This window comes from Rhodococcus sp. UYP9, assembly GCF_040547235.1.
GTDB lineage: Bacteria > Actinomycetota > Actinomycetes > Mycobacteriales > Mycobacteriaceae > Rhodococcoides.
Genome location: NZ_JBEPPH010000005.1, coordinates 248,198 through 267,267, shown reverse-complemented (window position 1 = coordinate 267,267; position 19,070 = coordinate 248,198). Strand labels below are relative to the sequence as shown.

At 62.3% G+C, this 19,070-nt stretch carries 19 protein-coding genes; 3 read left to right on the top strand and 16 right to left on the bottom strand.

Annotation, left to right across the window (positions count from 1 at the left end):
- Positions 1 to 54: 54 nt before the first annotated feature.
- The 4 genes from ABIB36_RS16520 to ABIB36_RS16505 all read right to left on the bottom strand — a co-directional run bounded on the left by ABIB36_RS16520 (position 55) and on the right by ABIB36_RS16505 (position 5,899).
- Complete coding sequence (locus ABIB36_RS16520; RefSeq protein ID WP_502944913.1) at positions 55 to 1,500, bottom strand: hypothetical protein; 1,446 nt, start codon at positions 1,498 to 1,500, stop codon at positions 55 to 57.
- A 72-nt stretch (positions 1,501 to 1,572) separates the two neighbouring features.
- Entirely contained in the window at positions 1,573 to 2,160 is a 588-nt protein-coding gene (locus ABIB36_RS16515) for a TetR/AcrR family transcriptional regulator (RefSeq protein ID WP_354560761.1), read from the bottom strand.
- On the bottom strand, positions 2,160 to 3,392 hold the full coding sequence (locus ABIB36_RS16510; RefSeq protein ID WP_354560763.1) for a cytochrome P450: 1,233 nt from the start codon (positions 3,390 to 3,392) through the stop codon (positions 2,160 to 2,162). The genes ABIB36_RS16515 and ABIB36_RS16510 overlap by 1 nt, the downstream gene beginning before the upstream one ends.
- A gap of 95 nt (positions 3,393 to 3,487) precedes the next feature.
- Complete coding sequence (locus tag ABIB36_RS16505; protein WP_354560766.1) at positions 3,488 to 5,899, bottom strand: ATP-dependent Clp protease ATP-binding subunit; 2,412 nt, start codon at positions 5,897 to 5,899, stop codon at positions 3,488 to 3,490.
- A 120-nt stretch (positions 5,900 to 6,019) separates the two neighbouring features.
- Between ABIB36_RS16505 and ABIB36_RS16500 the strand changes: the two genes are divergently transcribed.
- The gene (locus tag ABIB36_RS16500) at positions 6,020 to 6,358 is read left to right on the top strand and encodes a hypothetical protein (protein WP_354560768.1); all 339 of its coding nucleotides are present in this window, start codon (positions 6,020 to 6,022) and stop codon (positions 6,356 to 6,358) included.
- A 10-nt stretch (positions 6,359 to 6,368) separates the two neighbouring features.
- Here the strand turns inward: ABIB36_RS16500 and ABIB36_RS16495 are convergent, their stop codons facing one another.
- From ABIB36_RS16495 to ABIB36_RS16455, 9 genes are all read right to left on the bottom strand, one after another.
- The gene (locus ABIB36_RS16495) at positions 6,369 to 7,256 is read right to left on the bottom strand and encodes an SCO6745 family protein (protein WP_354560771.1); all 888 of its coding nucleotides are present in this window, start codon (positions 7,254 to 7,256) and stop codon (positions 6,369 to 6,371) included.
- Between the two features lie 41 nt (positions 7,257 to 7,297).
- Positions 7,298 to 8,770, bottom strand: a complete 1,473-nt coding sequence (locus ABIB36_RS16490) for a DUF1254 domain-containing protein (RefSeq protein ID WP_354560773.1) — start codon at positions 8,768 to 8,770, stop codon at positions 7,298 to 7,300.
- Between the two features lie 130 nt (positions 8,771 to 8,900).
- Positions 8,901 to 9,662: an ectoine/hydroxyectoine ABC transporter ATP-binding protein EhuA gene (ehuA, locus tag ABIB36_RS16485; RefSeq protein WP_354561222.1), complete on the bottom strand. Its 762-nt coding sequence runs from the start codon at positions 9,660 to 9,662 to the stop codon at positions 8,901 to 8,903.
- A gap of 13 nt (positions 9,663 to 9,675) precedes the next feature.
- Positions 9,676 to 10,320, bottom strand: coding sequence for an ectoine/hydroxyectoine ABC transporter permease subunit EhuD (gene ehuD / locus ABIB36_RS16480; RefSeq protein ID WP_354560775.1), 645 nt, complete (start codon positions 10,318 to 10,320; stop codon positions 9,676 to 9,678).
- Positions 10,317 to 11,048 carry an ectoine/hydroxyectoine ABC transporter permease subunit EhuC gene (ehuC, locus tag ABIB36_RS16475; protein ID WP_354560778.1) on the bottom strand — a complete coding sequence of 244 codons (732 nt, stop codon included), beginning with the start codon at positions 11,046 to 11,048 and terminating at the stop codon, positions 10,317 to 10,319. Before ehuC ends, ehuD begins: the two co-directional genes overlap by 4 nt.
- A 22-nt stretch (positions 11,049 to 11,070) precedes the next feature.
- A complete protein-coding gene (locus ABIB36_RS16470; RefSeq protein WP_354560780.1) occupies positions 11,071 to 11,967 on the bottom strand; it encodes an ectoine/hydroxyectoine ABC transporter substrate-binding protein EhuB in 897 nt (298 codons plus the stop codon).
- Between the two features lie 338 nt (positions 11,968 to 12,305).
- On the bottom strand, positions 12,306 to 13,001 hold the full coding sequence (locus ABIB36_RS16465) for a cation diffusion facilitator family transporter (protein WP_354560782.1): 696 nt from the start codon (positions 12,999 to 13,001) through the stop codon (positions 12,306 to 12,308).
- Positions 13,001 to 13,330, bottom strand: a complete 330-nt coding sequence (locus ABIB36_RS16460; protein ID WP_502944914.1) for an ArsR/SmtB family transcription factor — start codon at positions 13,328 to 13,330, stop codon at positions 13,001 to 13,003. Before ABIB36_RS16460 ends, ABIB36_RS16465 begins: the two co-directional genes overlap by 1 nt.
- A 69-nt stretch (positions 13,331 to 13,399) precedes the next feature.
- Positions 13,400 to 13,876: an ArsI/CadI family heavy metal resistance metalloenzyme gene (locus ABIB36_RS16455; protein ID WP_354560787.1), complete on the bottom strand. Its 477-nt coding sequence runs from the start codon at positions 13,874 to 13,876 to the stop codon at positions 13,400 to 13,402.
- 97 nt (positions 13,877 to 13,973) lie between these two features.
- Between ABIB36_RS16455 and ABIB36_RS16450 the strand changes: the two genes are divergently transcribed.
- Positions 13,974 to 14,333, top strand: a complete 360-nt coding sequence (locus tag ABIB36_RS16450; protein WP_354560789.1) for an Rv2640c family ArsR-like transcriptional regulator — start codon at positions 13,974 to 13,976, stop codon at positions 14,331 to 14,333.
- Between the two features lie 153 nt (positions 14,334 to 14,486).
- Entirely contained in the window at positions 14,487 to 16,721 is a 2,235-nt protein-coding gene (locus ABIB36_RS16445; protein ID WP_354560791.1) for an NADP-dependent isocitrate dehydrogenase, read from the top strand.
- 147 nt (positions 16,722 to 16,868) lie between these two features.
- Here the strand turns inward: ABIB36_RS16445 and ABIB36_RS16440 are convergent, their stop codons facing one another.
- Genes ABIB36_RS16440 through ABIB36_RS16430 form a run of 3 tightly spaced genes read right to left on the bottom strand, consistent with a single transcriptional unit; the run spans position 16,869 to position 19,064 of the window.
- Entirely contained in the window at positions 16,869 to 17,675 is an 807-nt protein-coding gene (locus tag ABIB36_RS16440) for an urease accessory protein UreD (RefSeq protein WP_354560793.1), read from the bottom strand.
- Positions 17,672 to 18,400 carry an urease accessory protein UreG gene (gene ureG, locus ABIB36_RS16435; protein ID WP_354560795.1) on the bottom strand — a complete coding sequence of 243 codons (729 nt, stop codon included), beginning with the start codon at positions 18,398 to 18,400 and terminating at the stop codon, positions 17,672 to 17,674. The genes ABIB36_RS16440 and ureG overlap by 4 nt, the downstream gene beginning before the upstream one ends.
- Positions 18,393 to 19,064, bottom strand: a complete 672-nt coding sequence (locus ABIB36_RS16430) for an urease accessory protein UreF (RefSeq protein ID WP_354560797.1) — start codon at positions 19,062 to 19,064, stop codon at positions 18,393 to 18,395. Before ABIB36_RS16430 ends, ureG begins: the two co-directional genes overlap by 8 nt.
- Between the last annotated feature and the right edge of the window lie 6 nt (positions 19,065 to 19,070).

Here is a 19,070-nt window from a genome sequence, read left to right as displayed (position 1 = left end):
AGCTGGTCATCAGGGGTAGAGAATGCTACCCCGTTCTGATCACGTCGCGATGCTTCACAGGGTTCGCACCCGGATGAGTCCACTGAGAGTGCCCTGCAGGTACTCGCCCCTCGAGGTGATGAGTCCTGCCGTCTGAAGCGTGTCGTTCACTACCGTGCCCGGGAACTGCTGAGTGCCCAGCACCGAACCGGTCTTCGGATCGATCACCGTGTACGCGAAACCGTCCAAAACCGAGGTCGTGGCAGATGACAGGGGAAGCTCCTGTCGGACCACGGTGAACAGGCGTCCGTCCTTTGTGGACAGGCGCGGCACGGCGGCGCTACGCACCTTGTTGTCCCACACTGTGTGGCAGTCGGAGCCGTCGAGGTCGACCCGGGTCATCCCTCCGGTGAAGGGTGCCGTGGCCGGCATCGCGGGGCCAGCGTCCTCGGGCACCCTGGGGTACGGGTATCCATATGTGCTCGCCACGAATACCGAGTTACCGACGCCGATCGGTGAGTTCTCGCTACCCGGGCCTCCGGTGGTGAGGACGGGTTGCGAGCACACGAGCTCTCCGGTCGAAGCGCGATATACCTGCAGCGCTACCTGAGCGTCGGCACTGTCGACGATGGTCAGGTAGTCGGCTCCGGTGGTCGGGCCGAAGTAGGTCGGTGTGGAGCCGGTGCCCCAGCTCAACTGGCCGGGTTTACGCGCGCTACCGCGATCGTAGGGAGCACGCCAATCGATCTCCGGAGCGACGTCGTCGGCGCTGAGCTGGTAGAGCGCATGGGTGGTGGCGACGGCAATCCCGCTGGTGGAGCTGGAAATGCTGTTTGCTACGTGCTCACCCGGGGGAAGCTGCAGAGTTCGTACGGTGTCGGCGTCGCCCACGATCCCGACCCGTCCGCCGCCAGTGGCGAACCAGATGTTGCCCTCCCAATCGGGCACGAGCCCGGTGACGTTGTCCCCGTCGGGAATTGCCGCGGTCAAGTCGACGGACTGATCGATCGACAGCTCCCAGGTGCCCAGCGGCGTCCGGTGGTGTCCTATTCGGACGAGCATGCGGTCACCGCCCACAGCGACGAGTCGGTCGGCGTTGTCCAGGTAGGCGTACACGCCGCCGAGGAGGCTGCCCTTCGGAAGTGCGAGATTCGCGACCGATGCCGTTGCACCGGTGCCGAACACCGTGGTGTCGATCAGGTGCACGATCGGTCGCTGGTCGACAATCGCGGTGCACAGTGCGAGAACCATCCCGTCGGAACCTTCCAACAGGGTCAGGCAAGCGGCAGCCAGCGGGAGCGAATCCACCGTGAGCGATCCGATGGGACCGGCGAGATGTGTCGCGTCGGAGGAGCCTGCATCGCCATGCATCGTCGATGTGCCGACGGGCCCCAGGAACGGGTTGGCAGGGGCGAGGGGACCCCAAGTGGGCTGCGCCGAAGCGACACCACCACCGACGGTGGCTATCAGGACGAAGGTGAGTGCGAAAAGGAACAGAGCCTGCTGGGACTGCCGGTTCACGATTGCTCCCTCTGCTCCCTCTGCTCCCTCGATGCGATGCGATGCGATGCGATGCGATGCGATGCGATGCGGTCAGAACGGTGCCAGCAAGGCCGGCACCACGAACTGTTCGATCATGGCGCGCTCGTCGGCCTCGTCGGCGCCGGGGACGGTGAGCAGCGAAACGATCACCCGAACCAGCCACCGGGCGCGCCGGGAAAGCTCTTGCTGGTCAATGGTTCCGGCGTCGGCGAGCAATTCTGCGCCCAGCACCTCGATAACCTCCGAGGTGTTGGCGATTTCAGAGGCGATGGCTGCATCGCCGAGTCCGAACCAGGCGGCCAGGATCGGTGTCGCGCGTACCTCTCTCAACGCACCGAGTGTTGCCTCGACGACGCGTCGTCGAGGGTCGTCGATATCGGCGACCCGCTCCGCCAGCTGCTCGCCGAGCCGTCGGGCCTCCCGGTGTACGAACGCCAGGTGCAGTGCTCGACGGTTCTCGAAGTACCGGTACAGCGTTGCCCGCGAACATCCTGCCGCCTTGGCGATCTCGGCCATGCCGGTGGTCGCCACGCCGCGCACCACGAAAAGCTCCGCGGCAGCGTCCAGGATTCGTTCTGCCGCGATCTCGGTGCGCTCGTCACGCAGCCAGGGTGAGGTCGCTGCATCGGGTCCTGCCATCAGTGGACCGCGAACGGCACGTGGGTGGGCCGACGCACATAGTTGCCGGGCGCGTACTCCACGGCGTCGATGTCTACAGTGAAGTCCGGATATCTCCGCAGCAGTTCCTCGAGCGCGACGCGGGCCTGCATCCGTGCGGCGGCCGCCCCGAGACAGTGGTGAGCTCCGTGGCTGAAGGTCAGAATCTGGCGTGGAGCACGCAGCACGTCGAACTCCTCCGCGTCGGGGCCGTAGACACGCGAGTCGCGATTGGCGGACGCATAGACCAGCAGAACCTTGCGTCCCGCTGGGATGGTGACGCCCTCGATGGTGACCTCGCGTGTGGTGGTGCGGGCCAAGCCCTGCACCGGTGAGGTCAGACGCAGGAGTTCCTCGACGGCGTCAGGAATCCGAGACGGGTCCTCGAGCAGCAGCGCACGCTGGTCGAGTCGCTGGGTCAGCAGTTGCACAGCGCCGCCGAGCATCCCGGTCGTGGTGTCGTTGCCGCCGGTGACCATGGTGAAGGCGAAGCCGAGAATGGACAGCAGTCCGGAGATGTCTCCGTCCGCGCCGACCCCCGCGCTGACCAGGTGCGAGATGGTGTCATCACCGGCTTGTCCAGCCGCGGCCTCTGCTCGACGGCGTTCGATCAAGCTACCGAAGTAACCCATCAGGTCACCCACGGCGGCCGCTGCGTCGAGGGTGTCGCCGGTTGCCGTAGCCGCCACGATCGAGTCGGTCCAGCCGTCGAATCTGTCGCGGTCCTCGGCCGGGACGCCCAGGTAGTGCGCGACGACCATGCTCGGCAACGGTTTGAACAGCGTCGTGACGATGTCTCCGCTGCCGGCGGCGCGGAGCCCTTCGAGTCGTTCGACGACGAACTCGCGGACGGCAGGCTCGACGGAGTTGACCTGCCGTGGGGTGAACCCGCGGGCGACGAGACGTCGAAAGTCGGTGTGCTGCGGCGGGTCCTGCATCACCATCGGCGGATTGGCGCGCATGCCGATCTTGTCCAGCTCACCGTATTGCGTGGTCAGACCTTCGGCGGAGGAGAAGCTCTCGTGATCGCGGGCTGCGGCGTACACATCGGCGTGTCGGGTGAGCACCCAGTAGTCGTTGTCGGGGGATCCTGTCGGCACGACATGGTGCACGGGATCGCAATCGCGCAATGCCGCGTACATGCCGAACGGAGTGCGCCAGGTCTCGCCGGAGGGCGGCACGTACGAGGCCTCAGAGGACAATGTGCTCGACATGTATCGACAATGAGACAAACAGCTACATATGTCAATAGCAAAAAGCCGCCGGTGTTCGCGTAGACCGACTACGCGAACACCGGCGGGAGAGTCGATCAGCCTACGGTCAGGGCCAATTCGTCATCTGCGACGTCGACCGACACCGAGCCACCCTCGGTGAGAACGTCGTCGAGCAGCAGATCGGCGATACGGTCGTCCAGCGAGCGTTGGATCGACCGACGCAACGGACGCGCACCGAACTCGGGTTGATGCCCGTTCGAGGCGAGCCAGTCGACGGCCGCATCGCTGAACTTGATCTCGATACCCCTGGTCGACAGACGCTCTCGACTGTCCTGCAGCATCAGATCGGTGATCGTATGCAGCTGCTCGGTGTCGAGCTTGCGGAAGACGACGATTTCGTCGATCCGGTTGAGGAACTCGGGCCGCATTGCTTCCCGTAGCCGTCCCATCACCCGATCGCGAATCGGCTTCTCGTCCTGAGCGCCGGTGGTGAAGCCCAGTCCGCCCGACTTGCTCGAGATGAATTCCGACCCCAAGTTGCTGGTCATGATCACCACAGTGTTTCGGAAGTTGACCGTGCGGCCCTGGCCATCGGTCAGACGGCCATCGTCGAGCACCTGTAGCAACGTGTCGAAAACGTCCGGGTGTGCCTTCTCGATCTCGTCGAGAAGAATCACCGAATACGGATTGCGCCGGACCTGCTCGGTGAGCTGCCCCGCCTCGCCGTAACCGACGTATCCGGGAGGGGCCCCGACGAGTCGGCTCACGGTGTGGCGTTCGCCGAACTCGCTCATGTCCAGCCTCACCATCTTCTTCTCGTCACCGAACAATGATGCGGCCAATGCCTTTGCAAGCTCGGTCTTTCCGACTCCGGTCGGACCGAGGAACAAGAAGCTGCCGACGGGTCGGTTCGGGTCGCTCATGCCGGTTCGGCTGCGGCGTACCGCACGTGAGATCGCCTTGACCGCCTCATCTTGTCCGACGACGCGCTCGTGCAATTCCGATTCGAGCAACCGCAGCCGGTCCTTTTCTGCCTGCGTCATCTGGCTCGCGGGGATACCCGTCGCACGGGAGACCACGAACGCGATATCGGTCGCCGTCACCTCGGGCACGTCTTCGTCGGATTTGGTGCCGTTCAGACGCCCCTGGAGTTTCACGGCTTCGTCGCGGATGTGCGACGCGCGTTCATAGTCCTCTTCGGAGATCGCCTTACTCTTGTCGACTTCCAAAGCGGCGAGCTGCTTTTCGATCGCTTCTTTGTCGATGCTTGGAGTGCTCAACTGCATACGCGCACCGGCTTGGTCGATCAGATCGATCGCCTTGTCGGGCAGGAACCGGTCGCCGATGAAGCGATCGGACAATTCGACGGCAGCAGTGATCGCATCGTCGGTGTAGCGGACGCCGTGGTGTTCTTCGTAGCGGGTCCGCAGACCGGTCAGAATCGCAACAGCGTCCTCGACGCTCGGTTCGGGAACCGTGACGGGTTGGAATCGGCGTTCCAGAGCCGGATCCTTCTCGATGTGGGTGCGGTATTCGTCGAGTGTGGTTGCACCGACGATGTGCAGCTCACCGCGAGCGAGCTTGGGCTTGAGGATGTTTCCGGCATCCATGGCACCTTCGGCGCCACCGCCTGCCCCGGCGATCGTGTGGACCTCGTCGATGAAGACGATGAGTTCGTCTTTGTGCGCGACGATTTCGTCTATCACCTTGGTGAGGCGTTCCTCGAAGTCACCGCGGTACCGAGTGCCCGCCACCATGGACGACAGGTCGAGTTGCACGATCCGCTTGCCGTTCAGGCGATCCGGGACGTCACCGTCGACGATGCGTTGTGCAAGCCCTTCGACGACGGCAGTCTTGCCGACTCCTGCTTCGCCGACGAGAACAGGATTGTTCTTGGTGCGGCGCGAGAGGATCTCGATGGTTTGTTGAATCTCGTCGGTGCGTCCGATGACCGGGTCGATCCCGCCGTCGCGAGCGCGTTGGGTGAGGTCGACGCCGTACTTGTCGAGTGTCGGGGTGTCGGAGTTCGATTCGGAAGCCACCGAGCCACCCTTGAGCGCAGTTTGCAGCCCTTCGGGTGTGATGCCCTCCGAGGCGAGTAGTCGTCCGGCGATCTGCTCGAGGTCGGCTGCGAAGGACACGAAGAGATGCTCGGGGTCGATGTACGTCGAGCCCAGTGTCTGGGCGATGTGATGGGCCTCGAGGATGGCGGTCTTGAGGGTGCTGCTCAATCCGGTGGCGTTGGCAGGTGTTTGAGCGCGCGACTGCGGTAGGCGGAGTTCGACGGCGTCGACGACGGCGTCGGGCTGGGCACCTGCGCGCTGCATCAGGTTGCGGATGGGGTCGTTCTGCGCCATGACGTGCAGAACGTGGAGCGCATCCAGCTCAGCGTCGCCGCGACCTGCTGCGAACGTGGCTGCGTCGCCGATGAGGGACTGGGTGGACCTGCTCATCAGACGGCTGATATCGATGCGACGAGGACCTTCTGGTCCCAGGTAAGCCGGCATTGAGTTCCTCCTACAAAGGGTGAGCGTCTTCGACTCAACTAACATGCGTAGGAGTGATTCAATTCCCGAAGGCATTTCTCGCCCGCCCGACCCCGCCTGACCGCTTGCTAAGGTCGACCGGTGTCCAGCCCTCCGCGCAAGATCCTCAGGCGCATCGTCGTGGCCGTCGTCGCGCTCTGTGCAGCGTTCTTGGCCTTCGACGGGCTGACGAACGGCAACTGGTATGCAGTCGCGTTCGCCGTTTTCGCAGCGGTCATGCTTCTCGACTGGCTCCGGCCGACCTCGACCTCGGAAGCGGTCGAGTCCGTCGACCCGTCGATGGTGCCCGCGGATGATGTCCTCGCTGCCATCAGCGCGACGGACAGTCGGATCCCGGCCATCAAACTACTCCGCGAGCACCATCCCGGTCTCGGCCTGAAGGACGCGAAAGACCTCGTCGACGATCGACTCGGCCGATGATCGATCTGCGCTACTTTTCGCGTTTCTTCGTTCCCGGCAGAATCCCGGCGACGATCACTGCTTTGACGTAGGGCCGCACTCTGGAGATCAGCTCCTCGGCATCGGGAACGTTGCGCCAGATAGCCGAGGCCATGACGTCGGTGCGGGCTTCGATGTGAGCATCGAGTGCAACCCCGTTATCGGTGAGCGCCTCGTTCTTCTCTGCTCGCGTGATCAGGCCTCGGGACGCGAGGCGGTCGGCGGCCGCGGACCAATCGTCGTCCGACCATTGCCGGGTGAGCTGAGTGATGCGCTTCCCGAGTACTTTGCGAGCATTCGGGTCGGGGTGGACGGCTTCATGGAAGACCACGGCTTCGGCCGGATCCAACTCGGCGTCGACGAGCGCTGCGAGGTGCCCGTCGCCCCGCCACTCGCGGATGACAGCGATGGCGTGCCAGAGCTCGAGGTGTGGAACATCCGGGGCTACAGCCGAGTGCCATGCTGCCGAGAGAGTGCGTCCGGCGAAGACTGCGGTGTCACCGACATCGTGTAGTCGCTTCGCCAGCTCGAAGAGTTCGGCATCGGTGGCCAGTGAACCGAGGGCGTCGCCGAGAACCGAGTCGAGCATCGACCACCGTCGATCCGACACCGTCTCCAAACCCGCTGCAACCGCGAGCGGCCACACCCGTTCGATCAGCGTGGGATTGAAGTTGTAGAAGGCTGCCGCTACGACGCTTGCCGGGGTCTCACCCAGAGGTGCCGCCCGAGCACCGACATACCAGGCGTGGCCGTCGAGGCCGGTGTCCTCACCGGCCGACTTCAGCTGTGGATTGAAGTACGAGGTGAGGTGGTACGGCTCGAGCGTCGTGTACGCGGCGCGGGCAATCGTGGACAGCGAGGTATCGGTGTGGCTGCTCATGGTGCTCGAACCTACCTGTCCGGCAGCGAGTCCGGCACAGATCAAATGCGCTCGATATCGTGTGGGACCCAGGTATTGTCGAACCACGGCTCGAGTGGACCGTACAAACGAAGGATGGCGTACCAGCTTTTGCCGGGCACCGTCTCGATCCAGTTGCCCCGGCCCTCACTCGGTGGCTCGGAACCGAAGGTCAGATCGATCGAACCGTCGCTGTTGTAAGTGAGCTCGTCCTTGTTCCTCTCACTGCTCCGGCTTGGAAACGGCTGGCCCGTCTGCAGCTCCGAGCGGGTCTGGGGGTCGTAGACGACCAGCGACCAGAAATCTTTGGCTGGAATGCCCGCCGGAAGCGTGAGCCGGTAAGTGTTGCTCCCGCTCAGGTATTCGCCCGAGGCGTCGTGCTCGGAGACCGCGTACTGGGAACCGACACCGACCATCTCCAGCGCCATCGCTGGCGTATTCAGCGTTGCCTGGTAGAAAAAGAGCGTCCGCGCGTCGAAGTTGCGTCCCCCTCGGCCATCGCCGTCGAGCCACCGATAGTCGCCGCCCACGAAGCCGGTCTTCCACTTCCGGTCCGAGTAGTAGTACGCGCGAGGATCCCTCGTCTTGAAGCAGATCGCGCGAGAAGTGGCGTTGCCGACCGCAGCGGCGTCGACGAGGAGGCCGCGCATCCGCTCGTCGGGATCGAATGGCAGATCCTTGTGGATGCCGATCGAAGCGAGCAGGCCCCGCGTTTCGGGATCGATCATCTCGATCGGCTCGCGCGTGATCACGGCTGCGAGCTCTTCGTAGAAGTCGCTATCGTTGGCGTGGATCGTGTTGAACGACTTGCCGGATATCGAGATGAACTCCATTTTCGGCTGATCGTCGACGGCCGACAATGGATAGATCTTGACCCCGTTCTCGAACATCGCTCTCGCCGCGTCGGTCTTGCCGTCGACCAGAAAGCCGCGTAGCGCAAGCAAGTTGACGCTGCTCGGCGACTCGGCTACGTGGTAACCGTCCGGAATTTCACCGGCGTACCCGGTAGGCACCAGCAGATAGTTGCCGCCGGCCCCGCGGTCGGGACCGGGCGCGCCCATGTCCGTCACGAACCGGAACCAGGCGTCGTTGACGGTGCCCGGCCCGCAACCTGGCGGAATCTCGACGACGGTTGGGCCGTCGCGATCGAGATCGAGCATCGCCAACGCGTAGACGGTGTCGGTGTTGCCGGTCAGGAACAGCGGGTTCGAATCCAACAACTGGTCGGCGAGCGCGACCTTGTTAGCCGCAACGCAACCCACTTCGTTCAAACCCCGGCGGAGACCCTCCATCGAGGCCGCCGGAATGCACTGCAGGAACACCTCCACCGCACGGGAAAAGTCGAGATGATCGAATACCTTTGCCGCAGTCTCGTCACTGGGGAAGCCGTCGGCGAACTCGAGAGTCCCTAGCCGCGTCTCGACGCTGTCGGGTGTCATGATCTGGTCGGGGACGGGAGTGTTGTAACCGGCAGGAACTTCCGCGGAGGAATTCATGTATCGAGGGTAGGCGTGTCGGTGGAATCACCATGGCGCTTTGGTCGGTTGTTTACTTGGCGTTGATGATTCCCCGACGTGCGCGAGCACCTCGAGAGCCCTGCTGGGTCAGTTCGAGAGCCCTGCTGGGTCAGTTGGAAAGCACTGCCTTGAGAAATGCCTTTGTTCGCTCCTGCTTCGGGTTCGTAAAGATGTCCTCGGGGGTGCCTTCTTCGAGGATCCTTCCGTTGTCGAAGACGAGCACCCGATCCGCGACGTCACGTGCAAAGCCCATCTCGTGGGTCACGATGAGCATCGTGATGTCCGTTGTTTCGGCGATGGTGCGCAGCACATCGAGTACGTCGGCGACCAGCTCGGGATCGAGTGCCGAGGTCACCTCGTCGAGGAGCAGAATGTCAGGATCCATCGCTAGTGCGCGGGCGATGGCGACGCGCTGTTGCTGACCACCGGACAGCTTGGTGGGATGACTGTTTTCCTTGTCCGCGAGGCCCACTGTTTCGAGAAGTTCGCGGGCCCGGGCGATCGCGTCGGCTTTGCTTTTGCCGAGAACGTGAATCGGCGCTTCGGTGATGTTCTCCAGCACCGTCATGTTGGGGAAAAGATTGAATTGTTGGAACACCATGCCGATCTTGGTGCGCACGGATCGGAGGTGTTTTTCGGAGGCGACGACGAGCTTGTCACGTTTGTACTGGTGACTCAGCGGCTGGTCCTCGATCCAGATGACGCCCTCGTTGACTTTCTCGATCGTCATGAGAAGGCGGAGGATCGTGGTCTTTCCGGATCCGCTGGGACCGATCAGGGCGACGCGCTCGCCACGTGCAACGCGAAAGTCCAAATGGTCCAACACGACGTGACTGCCGAATTGTTTGACGACCTTGTCGAACGAGATCATGGTCTGCGTGCCGTCAGTAGGCAAGTCTCTTCTCCAGTCTTCTGATGAGGATCGACGTCGGGTAGCTCGCGATCAGGAAGATGACACCGGCCATCGTGATCGGCTCTAAATACTGGAAGGTTCGCGCTCCGTATTGCTGAGCCGCTGTGACCATTTCGACGACGGTGATCGCGAACAAGAACGGCGTGTCCTTGAACATCGAGATTGCGTAATTGCCCAGGGCAGGGATGGTGATGCGAATTGCTTGGGGAAGTACCACGCCGCGCCACGTGCGAGTGGTCGGCAGCGACAATGCACGCGCTGCTTCCCATTGGCCCGGTGGCACTGCATCGATGCCGGCTCGGTAGACCTCGGCCATGTAGGTCGAATAGTGGATGCCCAGCACGGCGATACCGATCTGCAGTGCAGAGAACTGCGGCAGCAGATAGTAGACGAACAGCAGTTGCACCACCAGAGGCGTGAGCCTGATGAATTCCGACATCATGCGTAGCGGCACCGTCACGAACTTGGGAGCCGCGTGGCGGACGACAGCAATCACCAGCCCGAGGACTGCCGCTACGAAAAAACCGATCACGGTAGCGAGGACCGTGATTTTGAATCCTTCGAGCAGGTAGGGGAGCGAGTCCCATGCTCGTTCCCAACTCCATTCCACGCTCATCGACCCACCCCCACATTCTCGTTGATGTTCTCCGGCCTCAGGCTCAGCACTTCACGCAGCGAAGGTCCGGTGCCGAGCTTTCCCTTTGCGCGTACTTCGAGAACGTTCATCAGCAAGGTCAGGATGTAGGCGATGATGAAGTACAGAACGAGCCCGATTCCGAACGCGAAAAGGGTGTCGCCGGTGCCTCGTCTGAGTTGTTCGATCTGGTACGTGAGATCTTGGAGGAGAACGAAACTCGCGAGAGCACTGCCTTTGAGCAGTTGAATCAGAAGGTTGGTCAGCGGCGGGAGCATCTGTACCCACGCTTGCGGGAAGACAACTCTGCGAAGCCGTTGGGCCGAGGAGAAGTTGAGGGCGAGCGCGGCTTCCCATTGCGGTGCTGGAACGGCTGCGATCGAACCTCGGACGACTTCCGCACCGTAGGCGCCGTAGTTGAGTCCGAGTGCGAGGATCGCACAGAATGTCGCGTCCAGCTGGTAACCGAACAGTGGCAATACGTAGAAGAGCCAGAACAACTGGACCAGAAGCGATGTGCCGCGGAAGAATTCGACGATCACACGGGAGGGAGCTCGAACCGACTTGAGTCGACTGCCTGCGGCAAGTCCGAGAATCAAGGCAAGAACGAAGGCCAATGCCGCCCCGCCGAGCGTCAGGAGAACGGTGGTGGTTATGCCTTCCTGGATTCGTGGCCACGAATCCAGGAAGGTCTCGATGTTGTCTTTCACGATCGAATTACTCGGCCTGCGATCAGGAGTCCGCCTCGCAGAGTTGCGCGGTGGTCAGCGACGGGTCGGGCAATTCTTCCGCCGTGAATCCGTAATCGCCGACGATGGAGAGGTACTTGTCGGGGTCGGAGGTGATCTTGGCAAGTTCTTCGTTGTAAGCGGCGAGCAGCTCGGTGTCATCGGTGCGGAACACGGTTGCGCCCGCGCCGACCTGAGGCTTGCCATCGATGACGGCAACGAAGGACTCGGTGACGTCGACTGGAGCGTCTGGATTGTTCGTCTTCATCCAGTTCAGTGAGATCGCGGTGAGTGCGAAGACATCTGCACGGCCGGAAGTCACCGCATCCATCCCGTCCTGCGGGGTGGCGACCTGAGTGGATGGGATATCGAGAGCCGCCGCGTAATCGGACTCGACTGCACCGGTCATCGTCGACAGCTTCAGGCCACTGTCCTTGACCGACTGCATGTCCGTCAGATTGGCCGGGTTGCCGGCAGGGACCATCAACGCCGTCGTGTAATTGAACTCGGGGTCTCCGAATGCTGCCTGCTCACAGCGCTGGGGGAGGATCGACATTCCGGCGCTGACCACATCGAATCTGTTGGCCTGCAAGCCGGGAATGAGTGCGCCGAAGTCGGCATTGACGCCTTCGACGTTGTCGATACCGAGCTTGCCGAAGATCTCGCGGTGCAAAGCGACGGTTGCGCCGGTCAGCTGACCGTTCTCTTCGAAGCTGTACGGGGCTTCGCCTGCGAATCCGACTGTGATCGTTCCCTTGTCCTGCAGGGACTGAAGCCGATCTTCGCTGTTGGTGGAGTTGGTCGACGTGCAGCCGACGAGCGAGGCGGCGGCCAGTGAAACTCCGGCAAGCGTTGCGACGAGCCTTCTGTTCGAAATGTCGTGACGCACTGTTCGTGCCATGTGGCGAGGCCTTCCGATCACCGTTCGGCAACGACACGGATACAGCGGCCACCACCGCCGATGAGTTCCCCGGCGGGAAGCGGCGCCGCTGATTTCGCGCATTTTTGCCGACCCTTTGAATGTTCTTCGGTTGACGAAACTTAACACGCTCACAGGTTGCACATCGGGTCATTGGGGTCGCTTCTTGCAGATCTGCGAGCGGTGAGGTGCGTCGAAATGCCTGACCAATGCATGTATTTATTGGTCTCGACACGAACGGGTAACGATCGGCACGTCCTGGTCAGAATGCCTGACACGCATGGGCATTTCGGCTCTCGAGCATCTCAGCACGAACCGAGTCAGTCGCAGCAGTCGCAGTCGGTCTCGTCAGTGGTGAGTTGGCCAGAGATAGGTGTTGCGCAGCAGGTATCGCCCTTCCACGCGCCGAGGCCTTCCTTGACGGCGAGACCTGCGACGACGAGGGCAGCAATGGGGTCGGCCCAAGACCACCCGAAGAAACTGTTGAGGAGCAGACCGACGAGCACGACGGCCGAGAGATAGGTGCACAGGAGAGTCTGTTTGGAATCGGCGACTGCAGTTGCCGATCCCAACTCACGGCCGGCCCGACGCTGTGCCCAGGACAGAACGGGCATGACGGCCACACTCACAGCGGTCAGAGTGATACCGACCGTCGAGTGTGTCGCCTCCTCCGATCCGAACAGTGCGCGCAACGCGTCCACCGCCACATAGGCGGCGAGTGCGAAGAACGAGAAGGCGATGATGCGGAGCGCGGTCTTCTCCCTGGACTCCGGGTTCGTGGCCGAGAATTGCCATGCCACCGCTGCGGCGGAGGAGACCTCGATGATCGAGTCCAAGCCGAAGCCGATCAACGCGGTGGAGGACACTCGTGCGCCCTCGACGAGGGCGATCGCAGCTTCGATCACGTTGTAGGTGATCGTGGCAGCGACGAAATATCGGATGCGACGGCCCAGCACTGCGCGGCGCTGGGCCGTCGGAGAAGCTGTGGGAAAAGGCATTCCCAGTTCTGCGGACATCAGCAGCATCCGTCGACGTCGGAGTTGGGACAACACGTCGGATCAACGGCGAGTACGACGGTGAGCAAGTCGTCAAGGGCACGACCGATGTTGGCGTCTGCTAACTCGTATCGAGTCCTTCGGCCGTCGGGAATTGCCACCACCAGTCCGCATCCACGAAGGCAGGCGAGGTGGTTGGACAGTTTTTGGCGGGTCACGCTCAGTGAATCGGCGAGTTCGGCCGGATATCGCGGCTCGGTCTTGAGTGCGAGCAACACTTGCGTGCGCGTCTCGTCGGAGAGGGCGTGCCCGAAGCGGGACAGCACCGAAATATGGGTCAGTAGGTCCACGCCGCCACGGTACATCCAAATCTGTATTCAGAAAAGGCTGAATTGTCCTGGATCGAGATCGGTTTGCGATCAACAGCAGGCGGGTGTCGATGCCGTCGCACCCGAAGATGAATCTCCGCCGCAACACGTGGGCTCGCCCTTGATCGGTTCGTCAGGCAAAGGCGGGCTGGTTCCGAAAGTGTCCGAGTCGGCGAGGACGGTATAGACCTCCCAGCGTTCACCGGAAGGTCCGCTGACCCACACTTTGTCCTGTGTCGCGAAACAGCACGTGGTGCCGATCTCCTCGTCGGTGAACAAGCCTTCGCCGGTCAACCGGGCAATCTCGTCGTGAACCTGAGTCGAGGACTCGACTTCGATGCCCAGGTGGTTCAAAGTCCCTCCCTGTCCGACGTTTTCGATGAGAACGAGTTTGAGTGGCGGTTCTGCGATGACGAAGTTGGCATAACCCGGCTTGACCTTCGCCGGACCGGTTCCGAAAAGTTTGGTGTAGAACGTGACCGCCTTATCGATGTCGTCGACGTTGAGGGCGAGTTGGGCGCGTGACATTGGGAGTACCTCCACCTGTGTGACGTATGTCGAATTACTTGCTCGGTCACAATGCGCGCGTATTCGACATAAGTCAAGAAGGTAGTACCCTGGGTGCATGCCAAAGACGCTGCCGCTGATCGATGCCACAGCCCCACTCTGCTGTGCGCCAGTCTCTGCACAGCCGATGGCCGACGACGAAGCACTCGAATTGGCAGTGCGTTTGAAGGCGCTCGCGGATCCTGCGCGCCTGAAGCTGCTCTCGGTTCTACTGACCGACGCTGCCGGGGAGATCTGCACGTGCGATCTCGCGGCAACGATAGGGCTGGCCGAGTCCACGGTCAGCCATCATCTCGGCCAGCTCAAGAAGGCGGGCATGGTCGTTGCTGTCCGTCGGGGCATGAATGTCTATTACTCCGCGCGTACCGAGGCGCTCGATGCGCTGCGTGTGGTGCTCGACCCCCATTGCTGCACCTGATCGGCGGTGTCGGCATTTCGGCTGTGGCGGCGTGATGCTACCGGTCAGTAGGAGTCGTATCCCGCTACTGCTCCGCACGGCGCCGGATCGAAAGCTTAAAGTTGGGGGGACGTATCCAAAAGACGACGTTGAAAACTGAGGCAAAGGCGAAACATGACTGCGAAACAGCCGACCATCATATACACCCTGACCGACGAGGCGCCGATGCTTGCGACGCATGCGTTTCTGCCGGTCGTGCGTGCGTTTGCCAGTGCGGCCGACATCGACGTTGCATCGAGCGATATCTCCGTGGCAAACCGCATCCTTGCCGAGTTCCCCGATTACCTCTCCGAGGATCAGAAGGTGCCGGACAACCTGGCCGAACTGGGTCGCCTGACGCAACTGCCCGACACCAACATCATCAAGCTGCCGAATATCAGCGCCTCGGTGCCGCAGCTTATCGCGGCCGTGAAAGAGCTTCAGGACAAGGGTTTCGCGATCCCGGACTTTCCGGGAAATCCGAAGACCGACGAAGAGAAGATCATTCGTGACCGCTACACGAAGTGCCTCGGCAGTGCGGTCAACCCCGTTCTCCGCGAAGGTAACTCCGATCGCCGCGCGCCGAAGGCCGTGAAGGAATACGCCCGCAAGCACCCGCACAGCATGACCGAATGGTCCATGGCCTCGCGCACCCACGTAGCGCACATGCGCAGCGGCGATTTCTACCATGGCGAAAAGTCCACGGTCGTCGACGGCGATCGCGAAGTGAAGATGGAACTGCTGACCGCCGACGGCGAGTCGATCGTCCTCAAGCCGAAGGTGTCGCTCAAAGACGGCGACGTCATCGACTCGATGTTCATGAGCAAGAAGGCATTGCTCGACTTCTACGAAGAGCAGATGCAGGACGCCTACGAAACCGGCGTCATGCTTTCGCTGCATGTGAAGGCCACCATGATGAGGGTCTCGCACCCCATCGTGTTCGGGCACGCTGTCCGTGTCTTCTACAAAGACGCATTCGCCAAGCATGGCGACCTGTTCGAAGAGCTCGGTGTCAACGTCAACAACGGCCTGTCCGATCTGTACAGCAAGATCGAGACGCTTCCCGCCTCCACGCGTGACGAGATCATCGAGGATCTGCACAAGTGCCATGAGCATCGGCCGGAACTGGCCATGGTGGATTCGGCACGCGGAATCTCGAATTTCCACTCTCCCAGTGACGTCATCGTCGATGCATCCATGCCCGCGATGATCCGGGCCGGTGGCAAGATGTGGGGTGCCGATGGTCGTCCCAAGGACACCAAGGCCGTCAACCCCGAGTCCACGTTCGCGCGTATCTACCAGGAGATGGTGAACTTCTGTAAGACGAACGGCGCGTTCGATCCGACGACGATGGGCACCGTCCCCAACGTCGGACTGATGGCGCAGCAGGCCGAGGAATACGGCTCGCACGACAAGACTTTCGAGACACCGAAGGCCGGCATCGCCAACATCACCGATATCGCCACCGGTGAGGTACTGCTGACCCAGACCGTGGAAGAGGGCGACATCTGGCGCCTGTGCATCGTCAAGGACGCCCCGATCCAGGACTGGGTTGCGCTGGCCGTGCGACGCGCCCGCGAGTCGGGAATGCCGGTGGTCTTCTGGCTCGATCCGTACCGCCCGCACGAGAACGAACTGATCGCCAAGGTGCGCACGTACCTGAAGGACCATGACACCGAAGGTCTGGACATCCAGATCATGTCCCAGGTTCGCGCGATCCGCTACACGATGGAGCGTCTGGTCCGCGGGCTCGACACCATCTCCGCGACGGGCAACATTCTGCGTGACTACCTCACCGACCTGTTCCCGATCCTCGAATTGGGCACCAGCGCAAAGATGCTCTCCATCGTTCCGCTGATGGCAGGTGGCGGACTGTACGAAACCGGTGCAGGCGGCTCGGCGCCGAAGCACGTCAAGCAGCTCATCGAGGAGAACCACCTGCGGTGGGATTCGCTTGGTGAGTTCCTTGCTCTGGCCGTCAGCCTGGAGGATCTCGGTAGCAAGACCGGTGGTAAGGCGACCGTCTTGGGCAAGGCTCTCGATGCGGCGACGGGTAAGTTGCTCGAGAACAGCAAGGGACCGTCGCGGAAGACCGGCGAACTCGACAACCGCGGCAGCCAGTTCTATCTCGCGCTGTACTGGGCGCAGGAGCTCGCCGAGCAGACCGAGGATCCGGAATTGGCGAAGCACTTCGCCGGGTTGGCAAAGACGTTGGCCGACAACGAAGAAACGATCGTCAAGGAATTGAACGACGCGCAGGGCAAGGCCGTCGAGATCGGTGGTTACTACTACCCGGATCCCGAAGCCACCGCTGCCGTCATGCGGCCGAGCAAGACGTTCAACGACGCTTTGGCGGCTGCGCAGCAGTAGTTTCTATCGCTTGAATGGTCCATTCATACGACGCAATCGTATGAATGGACCCCTGTATCGATCAGATCGGACTTGTATCGATCAGATCGGACCTGTATCGATCAGATCGGACTTGTATCGATCAGTTTTGACCCATGGCCGGCACACTCACTCTGAATGAGCAGAGTGTGTCGGCGAAACGGTCTGTGGGGCAATGATTTCCGATGTCCGACGGTGGTCCGCCGGATCGAGATACTCTTTCGACCAGCGGTCCCACGAGAGGTCGACTGCGGCCTGAGCTTCGTGCGCTTGCGGAGCCAATGCACGCGCAAGAGCACCCGCGCCCGCCAGCCGCGTCTCGTGCACGCCCTCGGCTGCTTCCGGCCGTGCTCCGACGAGTAGCACCGACGCCATCGTGCGATTGCTACCGAGCACCCCGGGAAGGTCGCGATGCGCAGTGTCACGCAGATCGAGGTCCTCGACCAACAGGGGCTTGCCCACGTGATGAACCCGCATCGTCGAACGTAGGGGCCCGCCGCCGTCCTCGTAGGTGCGTCCGAGGACGAGGGTTTCCGAGATCAGGGCGCGGGCGCCGTCGGCCAGGGCGATCTGGGTATGTCTTCGCACGTTGGCTCCGGCGGTCACGACGAACGGCGCAGACCGCCATACCAACTGCGCATCCTCATCGACCCGAATCGACGCCGACCACGACGCCGAACCGCCTTGTGCGTGATAGGCCACCGTGCCGGACGGTTCGACGAGTTCGAGCCACACTCCAGGGCCGACGTGGATGTCGAGTCGGAGATCGTCTCCCGCCAGGAGCATCGCATAGCTCCCGATCAGCGCCAACCGTGCAACCGGTCCGTCGACGTGCAACGGTTGCGCGCGAAGGAATGTGCCCGAGCGCATTTCGGTGAATCGCGCACGGCCACGCGCCAACTCGACATGGACCTTCGTTGTAACCGTTTCGGTCACGTATGACTGTGCTGCGTGCCGTCGGAGTGACTGTGCGGCGCCATCGGACCCGGATCCCGGGGCACATGACGGCCGTTCCTGTGATCGTCGAGGATCTGCCGGACCCACTGCGCGAGTCTGGCGATTGCGTCGGTGTCGTCCCAGCTCAACGCCAACACTGGAAGCCCGTCCCTGGCTTCCTTGGCGTCGGCCACCATCTGCTCGACGTCGACGCGCACGTACGGAGCGAGGTCCACTTTGTTCACGAGGAGTAGGTCTGCGCGTTCGATGCCGGGGCCACCCTTACGGGCCACATCGCCGCCTCCTGCGACGTCGAGGCAGAAGATCTGCGCGTCCACAAGAGCGGGGCTGAACGTGGCGGTGAGGTTGTCGCCGCCACTCTCGACGATCACGAGATCGAGTGGTGCGAACTCGGCTTCGAGATCCTCGACCGCAAGGAGGTTGGGGGTGATGTCGTCGCGGATCGCAGTGTGCGGACATGCACCGGTCTCGACGGCGTGGATGCGTTCGACGGGAAGCACTCCCGCCGAGCGGAGCAGTCGGGCATCCTCGTCGGTGTAGATGTCGTTGGTGACGACGGCGATTTCCAGTTCGTCAGCGAGCGCACGGCAGATTGTGGCGATCAATGTGCTTTTGCCGGTGCCGACGGGGCCTGCGATGCCGAGGCGCAAAGCACGCCGCGGTGAAGCGTCGGCGCCGGTGGTCTGTTCGGTCTTGTCAGGCAATGAAAATTCTCCTTGTTTTACCAGCGTGGTTCAGTGACCACTGCTCGGCTTCGGGCGCGGTGGCGGCGAGCATGTCGTCGACGGATTCGACGGCAAGCACGTTCTCCACCAATGTGTCGATAAGTGGTTCGAGAGATAGCACCCACGCCACCGGGTCGACGGGATCGATGGGCGCGAGTTTGAGCGTTGCCGAGGCAACAGTTTGGATGTCGTCGTAGAAACAAACGCGAGCAACGGCCGCTTCGCCGATACCCATGACCGCGGCAACGGCACCCAGGGCGACGGGACGCATCGGTGCGCGATCGATGGCCACCAGCGCAGTGACCGCAGGATGATCGGGCCACAGTCTCAGTGCCATCCGGACCAGTCCACGCCCGAGCATTCCCGAAACGTTGCGTAGCGGTTCGCTCGTGGTCCGGGCGAGAAGAGCATCGTGAACCGATTCGAGTCTCGACGGGTCGTCGGATTGTGCTGCACGATAAGCCAATACAGCGGCCGACGCCTCGACTGTCGCGACCGTCCGGCACCGCGCTCGTATGTAGTCCGGAACCCGCTCGGGCGGCATGCCCGCCGATAGAGCTGGCTCCAAACCACCCGAATAGATGTGTCCGCCGGTGGGCAACCGCGCGTCGCCGAGGAGGAGCGCTCCGATATGACCGGTCATGGGTTC